At 63.6% G+C, this 19,400-nt stretch carries 21 protein-coding genes; 18 read left to right on the top strand and 3 right to left on the bottom strand.

What is annotated here, in order from left to right; all coding sequences use genetic code 11:
* The first annotated feature begins 15 nt into the window (after positions 1-15).
* From LPA35_RS18675 to LPA35_RS18650, 6 genes are read left to right on the top strand one after another with little or no spacing between them, the layout of a single operon-like run.
* Positions 16-819 carry an ABC transporter ATP-binding protein gene (locus LPA35_RS18675; RefSeq protein WP_228898089.1) on the top strand — a complete coding sequence of 268 codons (804 nt, stop codon included), beginning with the start codon at positions 16-18 and terminating at the stop codon, positions 817-819.
* Complete coding sequence (locus tag LPA35_RS18670) at positions 816-1,526, top strand: ABC transporter ATP-binding protein (RefSeq protein WP_228898088.1); 711 nt, start codon at positions 816-818, stop codon at positions 1,524-1,526. Before LPA35_RS18675 ends, LPA35_RS18670 begins: the two co-directional genes overlap by 4 nt.
* Before the next feature lies 1 nt (position 1,527).
* Complete coding sequence (locus tag LPA35_RS18665) at positions 1,528-2,409, top strand: branched-chain amino acid ABC transporter permease (RefSeq protein WP_228898087.1); 882 nt, start codon at positions 1,528-1,530, stop codon at positions 2,407-2,409.
* Positions 2,406-3,485, top strand: a complete 1,080-nt coding sequence (locus tag LPA35_RS18660; RefSeq protein ID WP_228898086.1) for a branched-chain amino acid ABC transporter permease — start codon at positions 2,406-2,408, stop codon at positions 3,483-3,485. The genes LPA35_RS18665 and LPA35_RS18660 overlap by 4 nt, the downstream gene beginning before the upstream one ends.
* Complete coding sequence (locus LPA35_RS18655; RefSeq protein WP_228898084.1) at positions 3,482-4,723, top strand: ABC transporter substrate-binding protein; 1,242 nt, start codon at positions 3,482-3,484, stop codon at positions 4,721-4,723. Before LPA35_RS18660 ends, LPA35_RS18655 begins: the two co-directional genes overlap by 4 nt.
* A gap of 2 nt (positions 4,724-4,725) precedes the next feature.
* Positions 4,726-5,874, top strand: coding sequence for an ABC transporter substrate-binding protein (locus LPA35_RS18650; protein WP_228898082.1), 1,149 nt, complete (start codon positions 4,726-4,728; stop codon positions 5,872-5,874).
* A 169-nt stretch (positions 5,875-6,043) separates the two neighbouring features.
* On the opposite strand, the gene LPA35_RS18645 is transcribed toward LPA35_RS18650, so the two are convergent.
* Together LPA35_RS18645 and LPA35_RS18640 are read right to left on the bottom strand one after the other, a co-directional pair.
* Entirely contained in the window at positions 6,044-7,018 is a 975-nt protein-coding gene (locus tag LPA35_RS18645; protein ID WP_228898078.1) for a tripartite tricarboxylate transporter substrate binding protein, read from the bottom strand.
* Positions 7,019-7,124: 106 nt separating this feature from the next.
* Positions 7,125-7,961 carry an IclR family transcriptional regulator gene (locus LPA35_RS18640; protein WP_228898076.1) on the bottom strand — a complete coding sequence of 279 codons (837 nt, stop codon included), beginning with the start codon at positions 7,959-7,961 and terminating at the stop codon, positions 7,125-7,127.
* Between the two features lie 279 nt (positions 7,962-8,240).
* Between LPA35_RS18640 and LPA35_RS18635 the strand changes: the two genes are divergently transcribed.
* The 11 genes from LPA35_RS18635 (at position 8,241) to LPA35_RS18585 (ending at position 17,825) form a co-directional block, all read left to right on the top strand.
* On the top strand, positions 8,241-8,717 hold the full coding sequence (locus LPA35_RS18635; RefSeq protein WP_228898075.1) for a cupin domain-containing protein: 477 nt from the start codon (positions 8,241-8,243) through the stop codon (positions 8,715-8,717).
* Positions 8,718-9,561: 844 nt separating this feature from the next.
* Positions 9,562-10,614, top strand: a complete 1,053-nt coding sequence (locus LPA35_RS18630; protein ID WP_370641465.1) for a dipeptidase — start codon at positions 9,562-9,564, stop codon at positions 10,612-10,614.
* Between the two features lie 17 nt (positions 10,615-10,631).
* Positions 10,632-11,381 carry an RraA family protein gene (locus LPA35_RS18625; protein WP_228898073.1) on the top strand — a complete coding sequence of 250 codons (750 nt, stop codon included), beginning with the start codon at positions 10,632-10,634 and terminating at the stop codon, positions 11,379-11,381.
* Between the two features lie 14 nt (positions 11,382-11,395).
* The gene (locus LPA35_RS18620; RefSeq protein WP_228898072.1) at positions 11,396-12,208 is read left to right on the top strand and encodes an amidohydrolase; all 813 of its coding nucleotides are present in this window, start codon (positions 11,396-11,398) and stop codon (positions 12,206-12,208) included.
* Between the two features lie 5 nt (positions 12,209-12,213).
* Positions 12,214-12,873: a glutathione S-transferase family protein gene (locus LPA35_RS18615; RefSeq protein ID WP_057270342.1), complete on the top strand. Its 660-nt coding sequence runs from the start codon at positions 12,214-12,216 to the stop codon at positions 12,871-12,873.
* A 20-nt stretch (positions 12,874-12,893) separates the two neighbouring features.
* A complete protein-coding gene (locus LPA35_RS18610) occupies positions 12,894-13,076 on the top strand; it encodes a DUF1508 domain-containing protein (RefSeq protein ID WP_057270341.1) in 183 nt (60 codons plus the stop codon).
* Positions 13,073-14,614, top strand: coding sequence for a CoA-acylating methylmalonate-semialdehyde dehydrogenase (locus LPA35_RS18605; RefSeq protein ID WP_228898071.1), 1,542 nt, complete (start codon positions 13,073-13,075; stop codon positions 14,612-14,614). The genes LPA35_RS18610 and LPA35_RS18605 overlap by 4 nt, the downstream gene beginning before the upstream one ends.
* A 405-nt stretch (positions 14,615-15,019) precedes the next feature.
* Positions 15,020-15,901 (top strand): AraC family transcriptional regulator, encoded by an 882-nt coding sequence (locus LPA35_RS18600; protein ID WP_228898057.1) that lies wholly within the window; start codon positions 15,020-15,022, stop codon positions 15,899-15,901.
* Positions 15,902-15,937: 36 nt separating this feature from the next.
* Positions 15,938-16,825, top strand: a complete 888-nt coding sequence (locus LPA35_RS18595) for an SDR family oxidoreductase (protein WP_228898056.1) — start codon at positions 15,938-15,940, stop codon at positions 16,823-16,825.
* Complete coding sequence (locus LPA35_RS18590) at positions 16,822-17,232, top strand: GNAT family N-acetyltransferase (protein ID WP_228898054.1); 411 nt, start codon at positions 16,822-16,824, stop codon at positions 17,230-17,232. The genes LPA35_RS18595 and LPA35_RS18590 overlap by 4 nt, the downstream gene beginning before the upstream one ends.
* Positions 17,229-17,825, top strand: a complete 597-nt coding sequence (locus LPA35_RS18585) for an AacA4 family aminoglycoside N(6')-acetyltransferase (RefSeq protein WP_228898051.1) — start codon at positions 17,229-17,231, stop codon at positions 17,823-17,825. Before LPA35_RS18590 ends, LPA35_RS18585 begins: the two co-directional genes overlap by 4 nt.
* A 69-nt stretch (positions 17,826-17,894) precedes the next feature.
* Here the strand turns inward: LPA35_RS18585 and LPA35_RS18580 are convergent, their stop codons facing one another.
* Positions 17,895-18,413: a helix-turn-helix transcriptional regulator gene (locus LPA35_RS18580; RefSeq protein WP_228898433.1), complete on the bottom strand. Its 519-nt coding sequence runs from the start codon at positions 18,411-18,413 to the stop codon at positions 17,895-17,897.
* Positions 18,414-18,714: 301 nt separating this feature from the next.
* Here LPA35_RS18580 and LPA35_RS18575 point away from each other — a divergent pair, with 301 nt between their 5' ends.
* Positions 18,715-19,383: a metalloregulator ArsR/SmtB family transcription factor gene (locus LPA35_RS18575; protein WP_228898050.1), complete on the top strand. Its 669-nt coding sequence runs from the start codon at positions 18,715-18,717 to the stop codon at positions 19,381-19,383.
* Positions 19,384-19,400 lie beyond the last annotated feature (17 nt).

The raw sequence follows: 19,400 nt of genomic DNA, 5'->3' as shown, positions 1-19,400 counted from the left end.
AGAAGGAGACAAAAAATGACATCACCGATAAATGCAGCAGCGGTGGCCCTGCCATCACCACTGCTGGAGGTGAGACAGGTCGGCGTGCGTTTCGGCGGCGTGCAGGCGCTTGCGGACGTGAGCTTGGCACTGCAGCCGGGCGAGATCTGCGGACTCATTGGCCCAAACGGAGCCGGCAAGACCACGCTATTCAATTGCATTACGCGCCTGTGCGGGATCGCTGGCGGCAGCATCCTCTTCGAGGGGCGCGACATCGTAGCGCTGCACCCGCGCCAGGTGATTGCAGCCGGCATAGCGCGTACTTTCCAGAACGTCGGCCTGTACCCCGGTATGACTGTTCTTGAGAACGTGATGCTGGGTGCGCACCACCACGCCCGCCAGGGCCTGATCACCAGCCTGTTCCAGCCGCGTCGCACGGCGCGCGCCGAGCGAGAACTGGCCGAGCGCTGCCATGGCATCCTTACTGAACTGGACCTGCAGGCGCTTGCGGCGGAGCCAGCTGACGCGCTTCCGTATCCCACCCAGAAGCGCGTGGAGATCGCGCGGGCGCTGGCCTCTGAACCGCGCCTGCTGCTGCTGGACGAACCGGCAGGCGGTTTGACGCACGGCGAGGTAGCGCAGTTTGGCGACTTGGTGCGGCGCATCTGTGCGAGCCACCGTCTCACCGTGCTGCTGGTGGAACACCACATGGGATTGGTGATGAACTTGTGCCACCGGATCGTCGTCATGAACCTGGGGCGCAACCTGGCCCAGGGTGACCCGGCGAGCGTCCGCGCCAATCCGCAAGTGGTGGCCGCGTATCTCGGGAGATCGGCATGAGCCTTCTGCAAGTCCGTGGCCTGCATGCGGGCTACGGTGCCACGCAGGTGCTGCGTGGCATCAGCATCGACGTGCATGCCGGTGAGATCGTCGCGCTGCTCGGTGCCAACGGCGCCGGCAAGACAACCACCTTGCGCGCACTGTCCGGGCTGCTTCCGACGCGCGGGCAGGTGCTTTTCGACGGTCTCGACATTGGCACTATCCCCCCGGCGCGCCGAGTTGCGCTCGGCCTGGCGCATGTGCCCCAGGGGCGTGGCACCTTTGGCGACTTCACGGTCGAGGACAACCTGGCGCTGGGTGCCTACACCGTGCCATCACGCCGCCAGATTGCCACCGACATGGAGCGTTGGTTCGAGGTATTCCCTCGGCTGCGCGAGCGGCGGCGGCAACGCGCCGCCTGGCTGAGCGGCGGCGAGCAGCAGATGCTGGCGATTGCCCGCGCCCTGATGTCGAGGCCGCGCGTGCTGATGTGCGACGAACCGTCACTCGGCCTGGCGCCCGCCGTCACGCAGGAAATGTTCCGTGTGTTCGATCGCATCAACCGTGAGCATGGAACCACGCTTCTCATCGTGGAACAGAACGCCGACCTCACGCTGCGCCTGGCACAGCGTGCCTATGTGATGGAAACCGGCGAGATCACGCTGCAGGGCAGCAGTGACGAGTTGCTGGTGTCGCCCGCCATCCAGCAGTCCTATCTTGGAGCCTGATATGCAGTTACTCATGCAACAGATCGTCGACGGCCTGGCTGTCGGCGCCATCTATGCGGCACTAGCGCTAGCGCTGGTGTTGATTTTCGGTGCCACGCGCATCGTCAACTTCGGACAGAGTGAGATGGCGACCTTCTGCGCCTTCCTGGCTTGGCAGCTGTGCGAGTGGGGCATGCCCGTCGCGCTGGCCCTGGCGGTTTCGGCGGTGCTGGCGTTCGTGCTCGGCGCTGCAGTGTTCCAACTGGTGGTGCGTCCGGTATCGCGCGCCTCGGTGGAAACCGTGGTGGTGGTGACGCTCGGCCTGTTTCTCGCGTTCCAGGCGCTGTGTCTGTGGCTGTGGGGGGCCGACCAGCGGACCTTTCCCGCATTGTTCCCGGCCGGTGGCTGGACAGTGGCGGGCGTGCGCTTTACCGCCTACAACCTGGGTGTGCTGGGCGTGCTGTGCGCCCTGGCGCTGTCGCTCGCCGCGCTGTTCCGCTTCACCCGCCTGGGTCTCGGGCTGCGCGCCGCGGCAGCCGATGCAGACAAGAGCACGATTGTCGGTATCCGGGTGGAGGCGATGCTGATGCTCGGCTGGGGCCTGGCCTGTGTGGTCGGCTTCCTCGCTGCCGTGCTCGTCGCGCCGCGCCTGTTCCTGAGCCCCATCATGATGGCTCCGGTGCTGGTGTATGCGCTGGCGGCCGCCACGCTCGGCGGCTGGACCAGCGCTATCGGAGCCGTGGTGGGTGGTCTCTTGATCGGGGTCGCCGAGAGCGTGGGTGCGACCTTTTTGCCCTTCATCGGCTCAGAGCTTCGCCTGCTGATCCCGTTGGTGCTCACGCTGGCAGTGCTGCTGCTGCGCCCGCAGGGACTGTTCGGTCAAGTGATGGCGGTGCGAGTATGAATACCTTGCGACCTGCTTCTGCCGCACGTTTCGATCCGACACGATCTACTCGCTTTGCCATGGCGCACTGGGCCAAATCTGCTCCGCTCGCGCTGGTCCTGCTCGTGATTGTGCTGCTCCCCCTGCTTCCGAACTTCTTGCTCATGCAGGTGAGCACGGCCCTGACTTTCGCGCTCGCCATCCTCGGTCTCAATCTGTTGCTCGGCTTCGCCGGCCAAGTGTGCCTGGCGCAGGGCGCGCTGTTTGCCTGCGGTGCTTACACCACGGCCATCCTGGTTGCGCAGGGGGGCTGGCCGGCGCTCGCGACGCTGCCTGCTGCAGCCGTCGTCACCGCGATGGCCGGTGTCGTGATCGGCCTGCCTGCATTGCGCCTGGGCGGGCTGCAGCTGGCCATAGTCACCTTCGGTGTCGCGGTGCTCACGCCGCAGCTGATTCTGAAGTTCGACCGCCTGACCCGCGGGGTGACCGGCATCACCTTCGATCCACCGGCGCCGCCAGCGTGGCTGCCGGTAGGGCCCGACCTGTGGCTGTATGCGCTGTGCGTGGCTGCGACCGCCGTTTGTACCGTGCTTGCGCTGCGCATGGCGCGCGGCGACAGCGGCCGCGCACTGCAGGCCCTGCGCGACAACCCGCTGGTCGCTACCTCACTCGGGGTGGACCTGGTTCGGGCGCGGCTGGCCGCTTTCGCCGTCAGTTCCGCCTTCGCCGGGCTGGGCGGCGGGCTGTTCGCCATTCTCAACGGCTACGTGAGCCCGCAGTCCTTCCTGGCCGCGCGCTCGATCGAGATTCTGATCGGCGCCATCGTGGGGGGCATCGGCAGCGTCAGCGGCGCTTTCCTCGGTGCACTGTTCGTGGTGTTCGTGCCGGAGTGGACCGCCGAACTCAGCCCGGCGCTAGGGGGGCTGATCTACGGCGCCTGCTTGATCGCGATGATGCTCGTTGCCCGCGATGGCTTGGTTGGCCTGGCACGGCGCATTGCGCCCACCGTGTTCTCACTCGCCCGTAAGGGCCTTCCCCCTCGGCCGGCTGCTACGGCCACCGCTCCCCACGACAACAACCAGGAGACATCCCCATGACCTCTCTTTCCCATGTGAATCGCCGCCGCGGCGCTCAGCGCATCGCAGCCGTCGTGTTCAGCTTGGCCGCTGCCGTGGCGCAGGCGGCCGAACCCGGCATCACCGACAAGACCATTCGCATCGGCATATCAGCGCCGCTCACCGGGCCGGTCGCTGGCGTCGGTGCCGTGTCGGAAGGCATACGCACCAAGGTCGCCGCAGTCAACGCAGCCGGTGGCGTCAAGATGGGCGACGGCATGGCTCGCACGATCGAACTGGTGATCCAGGACGACGCGATCGATCCGCAGCGCACGCTTGCCAACGTGCGCAAGATGGTGGAGCAGACGGAGGTGTTCGCGCTGGTAGGTGTGTCCGGCACACCGAACAACCAGGCGATTGGCCGTTACGTAGAGCAGCGCAAGGTGCCCAACCTCTTCATGTATTCGGGCGTGCAGGAGCTGGCCGAGGGACCCAACTGGATGATCGGGCTGGTGCCGTCGTTCACCACCGAGGCTGCGGTGTTCGCCGAGTACCTGAAAACAAGCAAGCCGGACGCCAAGGTGGCGCTGCTGTTCCTCAACACCGAGACTGGCCAGACCTTCAAGGCCGCCTTCGCCAATGCACTGAAGGGCTCGCGCGTGCAGATTACGGCCGAACAGGCGGTGACGCCGGTCGATCCCACCATCGACACCCAAATGATCAACCTCAAGGCATCTAGTGCAGACACGCTGGTCATCATCGCGCCACCGCGCCAGGGCGCGCAGGCGGTGAAGTTCGCCAGCGAGAGTGGCTGGAAGCCGGAGACACTGCTCTCATACATTGCCTCCTCGGTCGCTGCCCTCAGGCCTGCGGGCCTTGCCAATGCCAAGGGGCTGGTCACCAGCCAGTTCGTGAAGCCGGTGGAAGCAGCCGATTTTGCAGACGACGCTGGAGTCAAGCGCTACCTGGCCGACCATGCGGCGGCCAAGCCACGCTTCGACAGGACCGATTCGCAAGGACAAGTCGGCTACCTGACGGGCGAAGCGCTGGTGCGCGTGCTGGAGCTGATGCGCCAGCCGACGCGACAGGCCATGCTGGACGCCGCGCGCAACCTGGACAGGGTTGAACTGGGCATGCTGCTGCCCGGCATCACGCTGAGCACGCGCGCGGGCACCGATCCCTATCCCATCGAGAGCCTGCAGCTGATGCGCTTCGACGGCGAGACCTACCAGCCGTTGGGCAAGCTGGTTTCGTTCGAGGCCCGTACCCCCAAGCACTGAACATGGCCGCGTCTTTCACACGCCGCCATTGGCTGCAAGGCTTGGCGGCAGTTGGGTCCTGCACCGTGGCTCCAGCATTGCGGGCTGCGGACGATGTGGGCAACGCGATCCGGATCGGGCGCGTGCTGCCGTACGGAGTTCCGGCTTTCGCCAGCATGGCCCGGCAGCGCGCGCAAGGCGCCGACGCCTGCATGGCGCACACCAACGCGAGCGGAGGCATCGCCGGCCAGCGCATCGTTGTCCTCGACCGCGACGACGGTTACGACACTGCACGGGCCGCACGCGAGACGCAATCGCTGCTGTCGCAGGATGGAGTTTTCGCCCTGCTCGGCGCCTTCGGCACGCCGACCGTGCCGGCAGTGATCGAGGTGGCCGAACGCATGGGCGCGCCACTGGTGGGCGCCTCCAGCATCGCCAACGATGCACGCCAGCCGCCGCGCCGCTGGATATTCCCGGTGCGCGTCTCGGCCATCGAGGAAGCGGCCGCCACCGTGCGGCATCAGATGACGCTGGGCGCGCAGCGCTTCATGGTACTGACGAGTCGCGAGGCCTACGGCCCTTCCGGCGCAGCGGCGTACACGAGCGCGCTGCACCGAGCGGGCCGGAAGTTCGGCGAACTGGCGTTTGAAGCGAGCGACGATGCGAAGCGGGTGGCGGCGCAGTTGCTGCAGGCGCGACCCGAAGTCATCTTCATCTCGGTGCTGCCCAAGCCGTTCGCCGGTGTGCTGCGCGCCTACCGCGGGGGCGGCGGCGCGGCCCGCATCTTCGGCCTCTCGGTCATTCGCGCCGAGGACCTGCGGGCCGAGCTCGGTCCGCTGGCCGTGGGCATTGGGCTTTCGCAACCGGTTCCGGCGCCCACCAGCCCCACGTCGGCGCTTGCCGGCGAATACCGCGCGCATCTGGCCCGCCTCGATCCTGCGGCACAGCCGTCCTTCCACGGTCTGGAGGGCTATTTGGAAGCTCGTGTACTGGTGGAAGGCCTGCGGCGAGCCGGACCACGCGCCACACGCGAACAACTGGTGCGCGCGCTGGAGTCGTTCCGACCACTGGAGCTGGGTGGACTGTTGGTGCGCTATGGCGCAGGTGACCGTACGGGCAGCAACTTTTCGGAACTGGTGATGCTGGGTTCGGGCAGGTCCATCGTGCGCTAAGCCAATGGGCATAGCATCGCTCCGATCCACAATGTCGATCCCTCGGAATGGCCTGTTCTGACGCTTAAAAGCTTACAGTGCAGGTTGATCGGAAATACCTTTGTGCCAGACTATTCTCGCCCGGCGCAGCACCGACTGACGCGAAAACGCTCATGCGTCTGCGTCAGCATCAGCCCGCCTCCAACCTGATGTTCGCGTCGCTGATGATTCTGCGGTACAGCGCGATCTGCTCCTTCCAGTAGTGGGCGAACTCGTTCGGCGCCATGGGAGCCCCCTCAGCACCGAACTCCTGCAGCTTGGCCATCAGTTGCGCCGAGCCCGCCGCCTTGCGGATTTCCGCAGCCAGTCGGTCCACAATTGGCCCCGCAGTGCCGGGAGGCGCAAACACGCCGGTCCAGAAGGGCAGGTCGTAACCCGGCAGCACTTCAGCCATGGCCGGCACGTGAGGCAGCACGGTACTGCGCTGCTGCGATGTGACTACCAGCGGCCTGACCCTTCCGGCTTTGATATGGCCCGACTGTGGCGGCACGCCGTCGAACAGCATGTGAACCTGGCCGGACATCAGATCGGGCATCACCGAAGCCGTTCCTTTGTAAGGGATGTGCAGGATGTGCACTTTGGCGAGCAGCTTGAACCACTCGGCAGCCAGGTGAGTGCCTGTGCCGACGCCGGCCGAGCCATAGGTGTACTTCGTCGGGTTGGCGCGCAGCAGTGCGATGAACTCGCGCAGGTTGCCAGCCGGAATCGCGGAGTTCACCACCATGACGAGGGGGAAGCGTGCAGCCATGGAAACCGGCGTGAGCGCATTTGCGGCGTCGAACGGCAGTTTGGGCAGCGACGCAGCATTCACCGCCGCGGTTGTGGCTTGGAAGATCAGCGTGTAGCCGTCGGGCGCGGCCCGGGCGAGCATCCCCGAGGCGATGGTGCCGCCGGCACCGCCTACATTTTCAACCACGAAAGGCTGTCCCATCTGCTCGGACAGCCGCTGTGCGAACATGCGAGCCAGTTGGTCGATGCCGCCACCAGCTGTGGACGGCACGAGCAGGCGCACCGGCTTGCCAGGATAGGGCTCCTGCGCATGAACGGCCGCAGCTGGCGCGCAGCCGGCGGCTACCATGGCCTGGGTGAATTGGCGTCGCTTCATGTTGTGGGGCCCGGGTAAATTGAGGGTCCAAAAATATGGACCGTTAACGCGCCTCAATCTTCCCGCTCCTGGGACTTCAACGGCAACACTTCAGTTTATTGTTCCATTACTTGGACCTCTTGTGGGCGGTCTGCTTTCCCTCGGCGGCGCGGAAACGCCGTACGCTGCCAGTTCCCGTGCCACTTTCGGCAGTAGCAATGCGTTGCTCGACGTGGTTGGCATGGATACGAAGGATCCGCACGATCTCCGAAATGCGAGACGGTGGCAAGCGGTCGTTGATGGCTGCGGTTCCGATACCTGCGATGGGTCGGCCCGCGCCGTCGCGGATCACGACGGCAATGCCGCGCACACCTTTGAGCATAAGGCCGTCACTCAGTGCGTAGCCAGCCTGCTGTGCTCGCTGCATGGCCTCCCGAATCTGCCGCAGCCCCGCGTCGGGAAAGCGGGCCAGGCTCCCCTTGACGGCGTCCAGCACAGTCTCCGCCTCGTCCGGAGACAGCGCTGCCAGCAGGGCCACCCCGGTGGCGCCAATGCCCAGCGGGCGGCGAGTTCCTACCTCCACCGTGAAGGCCTTCACCGGATAGGCGCCGGCCTGCCGGTCGATGCAGACCGTCTCGGTACCGCTGCGGATCGAAAGGAACGCAGTGTCGCCGGTCTTCGCAGCGACCGCCCCAAGGTCCTCCGCGGCGAGCTCCTTGAGGTCGTAGACCGTGCGGTTGGCCGACCACCCCAGCACCGCCATCTCCTGGCCCAGTCGATAGCGCCGGCTGTCCTCCACTTGCTCGACCATCCCTTGTTGCTTCAGGGTGCCGAGGATGCGGTGCACCGTCGGCTTGGTCAGGCCGGAAGTTTGCTGCAAATCTACAAGACGGTAGCCTTCAGCGCCACCCGCTGCCAGGATGCGGATCAGCCCGATTGCGCGCTCGAGTGTCTGGGTGCTCATCAGTGGGTCCAATTTACGGAACAGTACCTGCGATTCTGCCTCATTGACCACCCATGCACCAGTCACCGCCGCCCATGAAATGGGTCCAAATAATGGAACATAGTGGCAAAGACTTGTAGCCCGTCAAGTTCTGACTAGCATGGCAACACCGAAGCGAATGCAGCAACGGTTGCGTGCGGTCGTGCGCATCCATCACCGTAGACGGGCCGTGCACCATCTTCCACTTGGTGCCGGGCTCATTGCGTAGTTCATATCAAAAATCTCAGGAGACAAATCACCATGGATCCCACCGATCGGTCCGCCTTCTTCATCGAACCTGCCAGTTACCCGCGTCCACTCCAGGTCGTCGGCGTGAGCGTGACGGTCCTTGCCTCGGCCAAAAAGACCGGGGCATATGAAGCCTTGTTGCAGGACGGTGTGGAAGGCAGTGGTCCGCCGCCGCACCATCACCCGTGGGATGAGACCTTCTATGTCACGCGCGGCGAAATCGCATTCAAGTTCGGCTCCGGCGATCAGGAGCAGCAGATTGTCGCCCGAGCCGGGACTCTCGTGCACTTGCCCGGGGGCACGGTTCACTCGTTCCGTTTTGGCGAAGGTGGCGGTCAGATGTTCAATATCGGCAGCCGTGAGGCGCTCGAGCCGTTGTTCGAGCATCTTGATCGTGAAATTTCACCTGCCTCGCCTGACTTTGAGCGCCTAGTGGCTATCTCGGCCGAACATCAGTCGATTTTTCAGGTACCGGGCAAGCATCCCTGAACGACCTGCTCGTCACGTTGGCTTAGCGGGTGAATGAATACATGGGCGCGGTGCCTGCGATGTCTGGCTCGTCGTGGCCTCTGACCCATGTCACTCTGCTGTGGGGCAGTCCACGGAGGCGATGAGCAGCGCCTCAATACCTACCCGTCCACTGTGTGTCGAACGTGAGGAGAACGACAGCGGGCGCGTCGGAATCGTATCGCTCACATGAAATCCGGCCTCGGAGAGGCATGAGCTCGAACGTGTCCATCGCAGCCAGCGCCACAGCAAAGTGCCGCTCGCGCAAGTGTGTGGACTCACCCGCTTGCGCCGCGCGCAGGCGTCGGCATTCTCGATAAGCGCGCGCCGACCTCGGCCTGCAGTTCGGCTCCTTTCTCGTGCCGAGGGCGCCTTGAGGCAATTGGAAAGTGCGCGAGTGCAGCCCGTCCCGCGCCATGGCGTTCTGCGTAACGAGCCGCCACTTCAGCAGCGCGTTGGCTAGGCGCGTCGGTTAGGCGCGTCGGCTAGGCGTCCAGCCCTCGCACCCTCGGCGAGGAAGTCCTCCCGCAAGCAGTAAACGACCACGCCACGGCCGGTTGGCAGCGGCACTAAGCCCATCGCCTACACGAACACCCAGACGGAACGCGGGCGGAGTGGTCTCGCGGCAGCACCAGGCGCCGGATCAAAGGGTGAAGCTCCACCTTGTGGCGCTGTGGCCGCGTCATTCTCCGCGCCCCGTGGCATAGCACAACTCGACGGGCCCTCCGCACCAGGCGATGGGCAAGGTAGGCCGTTGTCTTGAAGAAAAGCCATTGAAACTTCAAGGCAGAAAATACAGAAGGTTCACATAACGGACCATGCAAGCATGTATTTGCGTAGATTTTACGTGCCAATGAAAATTCTTTCGTCGCAAAGGTCCATTTGGTGGATCGACGACCTGAACCAACCCGAAACATCTATGTTCAAAATCTTCGATCTCCTCAATGGGTCGCGCCTGACAGCTCCATACGTCGAGAGTTGCCTGGCAAATGGCGTGGAAGCTATTCACGTCACGCTCAACAACTTCCAGGGCATCAACCCCGTTCCCGACCTTCGCCACTCGCTCAACCAGTTGGCCAACTACCGCGCGCATCTGCGTACGCTGGGCGGGTTGGTAAGGATGGTGGAGTCGGCCGACGACTTCGAACGCGCACGCGCCGACAAGAAACTCGCTGTGGTTCTGGGTTACCAGAACGTCCCTGGCGTCGAACGCGACCTGAACCTGCTGCGCCTGTTTCATGACGCCGGCGTGCGAGTGATCCAGATCGCACACAACATCCGCAACCTCTACGGCGACGGGTGCGCGGAACCTGCCGACGCAGGCCTGTCGTCCTTGGGGCGCGAACTTGTCGTGACCTTGAACGAGCTGGGCATCGTGATCGACCTGTCGCACGTCGGCGACCGTTCGGGCGTCGAGGCGACGAAGCTGTCCAAGCATCCCGTCGCCGTCACGCATGCCAACGCATTTACGGTCTGTCCGAACATGCGCAACAAGTCCGATGCCCTGCTCGACGCGCTGAAGGACAACGGCGGCGTGATCGGCATCACCTACCTCCCGCCGTTGGTGCGCATGCCCACGGAAGGCGCGCCCTCGGCCAAGGACGTCATCGCCCATATCACCCATTGTGCCCAGCGCATAGGCGCTGAGCACGTGGGAATCGGCTCCGACTTCATCACCGACCAGCCCGCGGAGCGCTACCAGGAGTTCATGAAAAAGCCCGAGGTGTATGGCACCTGGCCCTGGCGTTTTCCGGTGGACAACTTGCAACAGCAGCAGGAACTGCTTGAGTCCCTTCTCGCGCAGGAGTTGACCCGGGCCCAGGTTGAAGGCATCGCGCAAGGCAACTTCATGCGCCTCTTTAAGACCGTCCTTTCATAAAAAGCCAAGGAGCACACATGACGAAGCAACCCCTGGGAAAGATTCCGCGCGAAGCGATCCTGCAGCTGAGCATCCCGCGCTATGACCGGGAAATCATCGACGGCTTCCACCAGCTGGAAGACCTCACTGGCACGGTCTCCGATGCATTGGACGAAATGGGAATCGACACCGTGGTGCCCGGCTGCAACCTGCCGCCCAACTTCTCCTCTGCCAGGATCGTCGGTCCCGCCCTCACGCTTCGCAATGTCGAACAGCGGGACAACTCCTACCGCGGGGCGAAGGAGCGGGTCTCGAAGATGGCGGAGATCGAAGCGCACAACCTGGCCGAGCCTGGCGATGTCCTGGTGATCGAGGGCGTGGTGGGCATCTCCAATATGGGCGGACTCTCCGTCACCATCGCACAACGCCAGGGCGAGGTCGGCGCGATCATCGACGGCGGCATCCGGGACGTCCAGCACGCACGCGAACACCAGTTCCCAATCTGGTCGCGGGGGGCCAGCTCGATCACTGGGAAGTGGCGGCTGGAGACGGTGGCTGTGAACGGAACCGTAACCATTCTTGGCGTCCAGGTGCGGCCTGGTGACCTGGTGGTGGCTGACGAGGGGGCCGTCTGTTTCGTCCCACGGGATGCGGTGCAAGCCGTACTCCAGCGCGCCCACGAAATCGCGGCCGGCGAGGCCAAGCGGTACGCGGACATTCGCGCAGGCGTGCCTGTGCCGGAGCTGGCCCAGCGTACCAACGTCTACAAGTTCAACCCGCAGCAATGACGAGGACTGAAAGCATGACCGAGGTCACAGGCGTGGCGGAGCTGCCTTTGGTGGACACGCACGCCCATATCTATACCACCGCGATGCCGTTGGCCAAGGATGCGTGGCGCGGGGTCGAGAAGCCTGCCCTGGTCGAGGACTTCCTGTCCACGCTGGACGCGCACCACATCCCGTTTGGAGTGATTGCTGCGGCCAGCATGTTCGGTGAGTACAACGAGTACACGCTCCAGTCCCTGCGGGCGTCGTCGCGGCTGCGCGGCACGGTCATCGTTGCACCGACCGTCGATCCCTACATCCTGCGCCGGATGCGAGACGACGGGGTGGTCGGTGTCCGATGGGTGTGGTTTATGCAGCAAGACCTGCCGGACCTCCGTTCAGCCGAGTACAGGCTGTTCCTGACACGCCTGGCGGATCTGGATATGCACGTCCAAATCTTGCTGGGCGGCGAGCGCCTCGGACCGGTGCTGGAAGCGCTATCGGACTGCCCCGCGAAGGTGGTCGTCGACCACTTCGGATTCCCGGCCCCCGAGCTCGGAACCCAGTGCCCTGGTTTCCAAGCGGCGGTACGCGCCGTGGACAACAAGCGCACCTGGGTCAAGATGGCCGCCTGGCACCGCCTTGGGGACATCGGCCCGCAAGTTGGCGCCGCATTGCTCTCTTCCGTCGGCACGGAGCGCGTGCTCTGGGGCAGCGACTGGCCATTCGTCGCGGCGCATGAGGGCTACGCCTATGGCGAAGCGGTCAAGTCCTTCCTGGACGCGGTCCCCGACCCACTGCAGCGGCGGGAAATCTCTGAAACAGCCCTGCGGCTGTACTTTGGCCATTGAATCTCATGAACAAACTTTTCATCACCCCTGCCTCGCACTTCACGCGCAAGTGCCGCGTCACGCTCATCGAACTGGGTCTGGAAGACCGCTTCGAGTTGATCCCCACCAACTGGCCTCACAACTGGGGGACCGAGACCACCCCGTATCGGGAGGATTTTCTCGACGCATCCCCGATCGCCAGGATTCCAGCATTGCTGACCGAAGACGGATTGCGCTTGACCGACTCGTCAACGATTTGCGAGTACCTGAACGACGAACTCGGCAACTTCCGGTTGTGCCCTCAGACGGGAAGGGAGCGCTGGGAGATTCTCTCCGTTGTCTCCATCGCCACACATGGCTTGATGGAGGCCCAAGTGCTGCGGCGCGCAGAGATGCTGCGCAAGCGCGAAGGGTCGCCCAATCCGCAGGAATTTTCGGGCAGCTTCGTGCGCAAGATGATGGACCGACAGGACCGCTGCTACGAGTACCTCGACAAGATCTGCGGCGACTTTCGAGATGAGCCGGATCTGGGCCAGATCGCGGTGGCGTGCGCCTGCGCCACATCCGACTTCCGCTTCCCGGAGGACGACTGGCGCAATCCAGCGCCACACCTGGCCAAGTGGTACGACCAATTTGCCCAGCGGCCATCCATGCAGCAAACGATGCAGGGTGAGACCCCGCGCTAATCCCCAGGAGCAAAGACCCCATGAAATTCATCTATTACCGCGAAGAAAGCTCAAACCTCTGGCGTTGGACCCTTTACGGGGAAGACCGCCGCAAGGTCGCCGAGAGCGTCGAGAAGTACTACAACGCCACCGACTGTCTGGCCGCCATCGAGCTGGTCAGGAACTCCAAAAACGCAGAAATCACCCAACGCCAAACGCCATGACTCCAACCCGCAGTAACGCTGATACCCCAGTTGCGCATAGCGTCGGCCATTGGATCGACGGCCAGGTCACCCCGGTCGCTGACATCAAGACCTCGCCTGTTTTCAACCCAGCAACGGGCGCCATTGCCGCGCGTGTTTCGCTGGCGACGAGTGAGGATGTCGACCGCGCCGTCGAATCCGCCGTGCGCGCCTTTCCCGCCTGGTCGCAGACGCCTCCCATCCGCCGCGCGCGCGTGCTGTTCAAGTTCCTGGAGCTGCTGAACCGGCATCGTGACGAGTTGGCTGCTGCCATCACCCGCGAGCATGGCAAGGTGACGTCTGATGCCCAGGGCGAGGTGACGCGCGGAATCGAGATCGTTGAGTTCGCGTGCGGAATTCCTCAACTGCTCAAGGGGGATTTCACTGACCAGGTGTCTACCGGTATCGACAACTGGACCTTTCGGCAACCGCTGGGCGTCGTGGCCGGTGTCACCCCATTCAATTTCCCGGTCATGGTGCCGATGTGGATGTTCCCCGTCGCGATTGCGGCGGGCAACACCTTCATCCTCAAGCCCAGCCCGCTGGACCCCACTCCCTCGATCATGCTCGCGCAGCTGCTCAAGGAAGCCGGCCTGCCCGATGGGGTGTTCAATGTAGTGCAGGGAGACAAGGCAGCCGTGGACGCGCTCCTGGAACACCCCGACGTCAAGGCGCTGTCATTCGTCGGTTCCACTCCGGTGGCGCACAAGATCTACATCGAAGGCGCCAGGCAGGGCAAGCGAGTGCAGGCGCTGGGTGGCGCGAAGAACCACATGGTCGTCATGCCTGACGCAGACATGGAACAGGCAGCGGACGCCTTGATTGGTGCAGCGTTTGGCTCTGCAGGCGAGCGGTGCATGGCCCTTTCCGTCGCCGTCCTGGTCGGCGACGCAGCCGAACGCATCCTTCCGATCCTGACGCAGAAGACTCGTGCGCTGAAGGTCAGAAGCGGAACGGACCCTGAGGCGGAGATGGGGCCGATCATCACCAGCGCCGCGCGGGAGCGGATCGCCGGCTACATCGCGCTAGGACAGACCGAGGGTGCGAAGCTGCTGGTGGATGGGCGCGAGTTCACCCATGCAAGTGCGGGCGCGGGTTGCGACAGCGGGTTCTGGTTGGGTGGCACGCTGTTCGACCAGGTGACCCCTGAGATGAGTATCTATAAGGAAGAGATCTTCGGCCCGGTACTCGGCTGCCTACGCGTTGCGACGCTGAATGAAGCTGTTGATCTGATCAACGCCCATGAGTACGGGAACGGCGTGTGCTGCTACACCCGCGACGGTGGCACCGCCCGTGAATTCGCCCGCAGGATCGAAGTGGGCATGGTCGGGATCAATGTCCCGTTGCCCGTACCGATGGCCTGGCACGGTTTCGGTGGATGGAAGAAGAGCCTGTTCGGCGACATCCACATCTATGGCGAAGAGGGCGTGCGCTTTTACACCAAGCAGAAATCCATCATGCAGCGCTGGCCGGCGGGCAAACGCACGGGCGCTGAGTTCAGCATGCCAACGGCGGTTTGACCCCAGGAAAGGACGCGGATTTCTCCTCCGACGCCAGTGAGTACGGCTGGCGTCGAGGGACGCCTGGGCCAACAAGCCCCGGTGGGTTAGGTTTGTGTGGAAATCAACATACTGCGCCTCGTTTATTGGCAGCTGTGCGCTCCCAGGTCGTCAGGACCAGCGACCGCTTAGTGGCAGTCAGCGTGAGTACGGACTGCGGCAGCGAAGGACAGCAACCGCTGCTGAGCAGACTGTGCAGGGGCTGTTCGAGGCTAGCTTCAGTCGACTGAGCTGGCGTCTTGAACGCGCGGTCTGGGCCACGTTGGAGTCGTCCCGATTCTGGTCTTCATTTTCGACATCTTGCACTTGTCGATGCTGCGGCTAGACTGCCGCCACCGGTCGCCCCCATCTCCCATACTCGTTGTAGTGACCGAGCTGCAGATGCCTGAACGCCTATTCATCCGACTGCCAGAAGACCCGTTGTGCGCGCCTGGGACCACCGTCCCTGCGAGCACGTTGACTGAGTTTTCCGTGCCGGCCGCCCTGCAACCAGCGGTGGCCCATGTCATGGCCTACGAGGAGCGGTTCGCCCCTGATCGAGAGGTCGTCGAGCGTGTGCTGCCCGACGGGGCCTCCCGTCTGCTCATCGTGCTGCACGACGGGGCGGCATCCATTCACGTCGCTGGGGCACGAGCCAACCCAGTCTTGCTAACGATGAGTGGCCATATGCACGGGCTCTCGGTCACGCTTACCCCCGGGGCAACACTGGGCCTGTTCGGCATTCCGGCCAACGAATTGGCGGGTCTCACCGTGCAATGGGACGAGATCGCCACCAAGGCATATCGCGACGTACCCGAGCAACTGGTGGCCGCAAACGACGACGCCACGCGCGTTCAGCAGGTTCTGCAGGTTCTCCAGTCGCTACAGGCAATGCAGCGCCCCCCAGACTCCTCGCGCCAGTTGTTGGAGTACGCCGCGAGACGCCTTGGCCCCAAGATGGGCGATGTCTCTGTGCGGGAACTGGCCGCAGAGTTGAACCTCAGCGAACGGCGCGTACAGCAGCTGTTCGCTTCGCACATCGGTTTGGCGCCCAGTGTCTGGCGCCGCCTGCAACGCCTTCACGGAACGCTGCGCTTGTTGCGGACGGCCGAGACGCATCAATGGTCCGAGGTTGCCCTGCGTGCTGGGTACTACGACCAGTCACACCTGATTAACGAGTTCCGCGCCCTGTGCGGCCTGACGCCGAAGCAGCTTCTGCAACGCGCCGTTTCGGATTCTTCCAATACAACGAACCGCGACACGACCTAAAGTCGCGGATTACCAGAATCCACCTCCACCATGCACATGAACAGCCTCACCAATTGCGTCGCCGTTGTGACGGGCTCCAGCCGGGGCGCTGGTCGCGGATGCGCGACAGAACTGGGCGCGGCTGGCGCCACCGTGTACGTGACCGGACGCAGCCGACGCGAGCAAGCGGCACCGGGCTACGAACAGATCTCATCGCTGTCGAACCTAGAGCGGGTGCCGGGCAGCATCGACGAGACGGCCGAAGAGGTGACACGGGCGGGCGGCCAGGGCATTGCGGTGGCCTGCGACCACACGGATGAAGCGCAGGTCAAGGCGCTCTTCGAACGTGTGCGTCGCGAACAGGGTCGCCTAGATCTTCTCGTCAACAACGCCTGGGGCGGACACGGGTCCTTCGATGGTGTGTTTCAAGCGCCCTTCTGGGAACGCCCGATGGTGCACTGGGATGCGATGTTTGATCGTGGCGTTCGCAATCACCTCCTCTCCAGCAGGCTGGCCGCACCGATGCTCGTGCGTCAGGGCCGGGGACTGATCGTGACCACGACGTTTTGGGACCGCGACCGCTACATGCAGGGGAACCTGTTCTACGACCTTGCCAAGGCCGCGATGACGCGGTTGGCTTTCGGCATGGCGCAGGAGTTGATGCCATATGGGGTGGCCTCGGTGGCGGTGTCCCCGGGCTGGATGCGCACCGAGTTCGTCCTGGCCGGTCACCAGACCGACGAGGCCCATTGGCGCGAGCGACCGGAGCTCACCCGCACGGAGTCGCCCCGCTACCTCGGGCGTGCGGTTGTGGCCCTTGCCAGCGATCCCCGGGTGCTGGAGCGAAGCGGCCAAGTGCTTCGCGTGGGCGACTTGGCACGGGTTTATGGCTTCACCGACATCGATGGCCGTGTGGTGCCTCCATTTGAGCTGGGGACGCCATGACAGCCGCCGTCTGCACACGTGAATCGGACTTGCCCCTGGAGGCGTTCCGGCGCATATTGCTTGAGTCGGGGCTGGGGGCGACTCGGCCGATCGACGACGGACCGCGATTGCGGCAGATGCTGGCCGGTGCGAGTCTCGTCGTATCGGCCCGAGCGCCCGACGGGAACTTGTTGGGTGTGGCACGCTGCCTGAGCGACGGGGCCTGGGTGGCCTACCTGGCCGAACTGGCGATATCGCGAAGTGCGCAGGGCAAGGGCGTGGGCCGACAGCTCCTGCAAGCAGTCCGTGCCGAACTAGGCCCCCGCGTGACGCTGGTGCTGTCCTCAATGCCAGACGCGGTTGCCTTCTACGAAAAGGTGGGTATGCCACGAATGGCCGATGTTTTCTTCTACTCTCGCCAACAATGAATGCGATACAGAAAGACGTCCTTGCACCGCGAGGCAAAGGTGCTGAAGTCACACTCCGCCTGATGACCGAGGCCGATCTGGAGATGCTTCACGAGTGGCTCAATAGGCCACACATTGTCGAATGGTGGGGCGGAGAAGATGCACGTCCGAGTTTGGAAGAAGTCCAGCAACACTATCGCCCGAGTGCGCTCGCCGTTGAAGGAGTCACCCCATACATCGCGATGATCGGATCAGAACCGATCGGCTACGCGCAGTCCTACATCGCAATGGGCAGTGGGGATGGTTGGTGGGAAGAAGAGACCGATCCCGGTGTGCGAGGCATCGACCAATCGCTCGCAAACCCCGCTGACTTGAACCAAGGACTCGGGACCGCACTGGTGCGGGCACTGGTCAGCCATCTGTTCTCCGATCCGGCCGTGACCAAGGTTCAGACCGACCCATCACCGGACAACCCTCGCGCGATACGCTGCTATGAGAAGGCAGGCTTCGTTCAGAAAGGCACCATCGTTACCCCCGATGGTCCCGCCGTGTACATGGTTCAGACCCGTGAGGTCTACGAACTGGCACGCCGCTCTGCCTGTCGAGAACCTTAGGCAGGAGCTAGCCGCTCCGCGTACTGCATTTCGCCTTGAGTACTGATTTGGGTTAGGTTTACGTGGAAATCAACAGTGTCGGTTCAAAGGCTGATTGGATTCAGTCGTAGCCGAAGATTTGAACGACCGATGTGATCGTCGCCGATCGTTCCCCGGGTAGTTGCAGTTTGGCGGCTGTCCGTCTGCGCTACGTGCTCGCTGTCGAAATGCAGGAGCCAACATGTGTCCCGTCACCGCGCGGGGGACTGTCGATCCTGTGCACACGCGTGGAGCGCGTTGTTCACTTGAGCTCAACGGCTTGCTGGCTGTCCTGAGCACGTACTGCCTGGGCGACTGCCCCCCATGCCGACTGAAGGCCGTGCTGAACGTACTGGTGGACGCATAGCCGACCCGCTCGGCAACCTGGGCGATGCCCAGCCCCTTGCGACGCAAGACGTCCCGCGCAATCTCCATGCGCCAGGCAAGCAAGTACTCCATGGGAGCCACGCCGACGATTCGGGTGAACCGATCAAAGAACGCTGAGCGGGACAGCGCGGCCAAGGCTGAAAGCTGCGCCACGATCCAGGTGTGATCGATCCGGGCATGCATCTGCTTCAGGGCAGGCGCCAACCGCTCGTCACCCAGGCCCCGCAGCAGGCCCGAAGGCGCATTGCGCGAGGTCGTCGAACGCATGTCCTTCAGCGCAGCAACCTACAGCGTTTCATCCCTTTCGCCCTCCGATCTATTCACTTGCCCTGAAGTCGGAAACGACCAACCAGACTCTGCCAGTGCGCACACTCCTCTCGGGGTGTTCGCACTGTATGTGTCCAGGCTTTCAAAAACTCTGTTGCCTCCAAGTGGCCCAGTTTTGAAACTTCCCATTCATTCAAACAATCATTAGAATGAATGCATGAGAGAACTCAAGAACCAGCTCTACGAGCAAGTAGCCCGTATTGGCAAAGCCATTGCCAGCCCGAAGCGCCTGGAACTCATCGAATTGCTGTGTCAGGGCGAGAAGACCGTCGAAACCCTGGCGACCCAAGCCGATATCAGCGTCAAGCTCGCCAGCGCCCACCTGAAAGAACTGCGGTTGGCTCGTTTGGTGGATACCCGCAAAGACGGCAAATACGTTGTGTATCGCCTGGCTAGCACCAGCGTGGCCGACCTGTGGGTCACCCTGCGCACAGAGGCTGAGGAGCGTCTGGTCGATTTGCAGATGGCGCTGGCATCCATTTCAGAGCCAGGCGCCGACATTCAAGGCATTGACCGCAGCGAAATCCTGCGCCGGGCCGCTGCAGGAGAAATCACCGTCCTGGACGTTCGGCCTGAGGAGGAGTTCAGCGTGGCGCATCTACCGCACGCCCGCTCGGTTCCCCTCGAAGAACTCAAACAGCGCCTGGCCGAGCTGCCCAAGGATGTGCCCGTGGTGGCATATTGCCGGGGCCCGTTCTGCTTGATGGCCAAGGCCGCCACAGAACTGCTGCGCAAGAAGGGATACCAAGCTTTCCACCTGTCCGACGGGGTGGCGGAGTGGCGCGCTCGCGGACTACCCGTTGCCAGCCCGTCAGAGCTTGCGTGAAGAGATGGACTCCGGGG

Origin of the sequence: Acidovorax sp. Leaf73 (assembly GCF_916855635.1) — a bacterium.
In the GTDB taxonomy this organism is placed as follows: Bacteria; Pseudomonadota; Gammaproteobacteria; order Burkholderiales; family Burkholderiaceae_C; genus Acidovorax; species Acidovorax facilis.
This window is presented reverse-complemented; position numbering and strand designations above follow the sequence as displayed.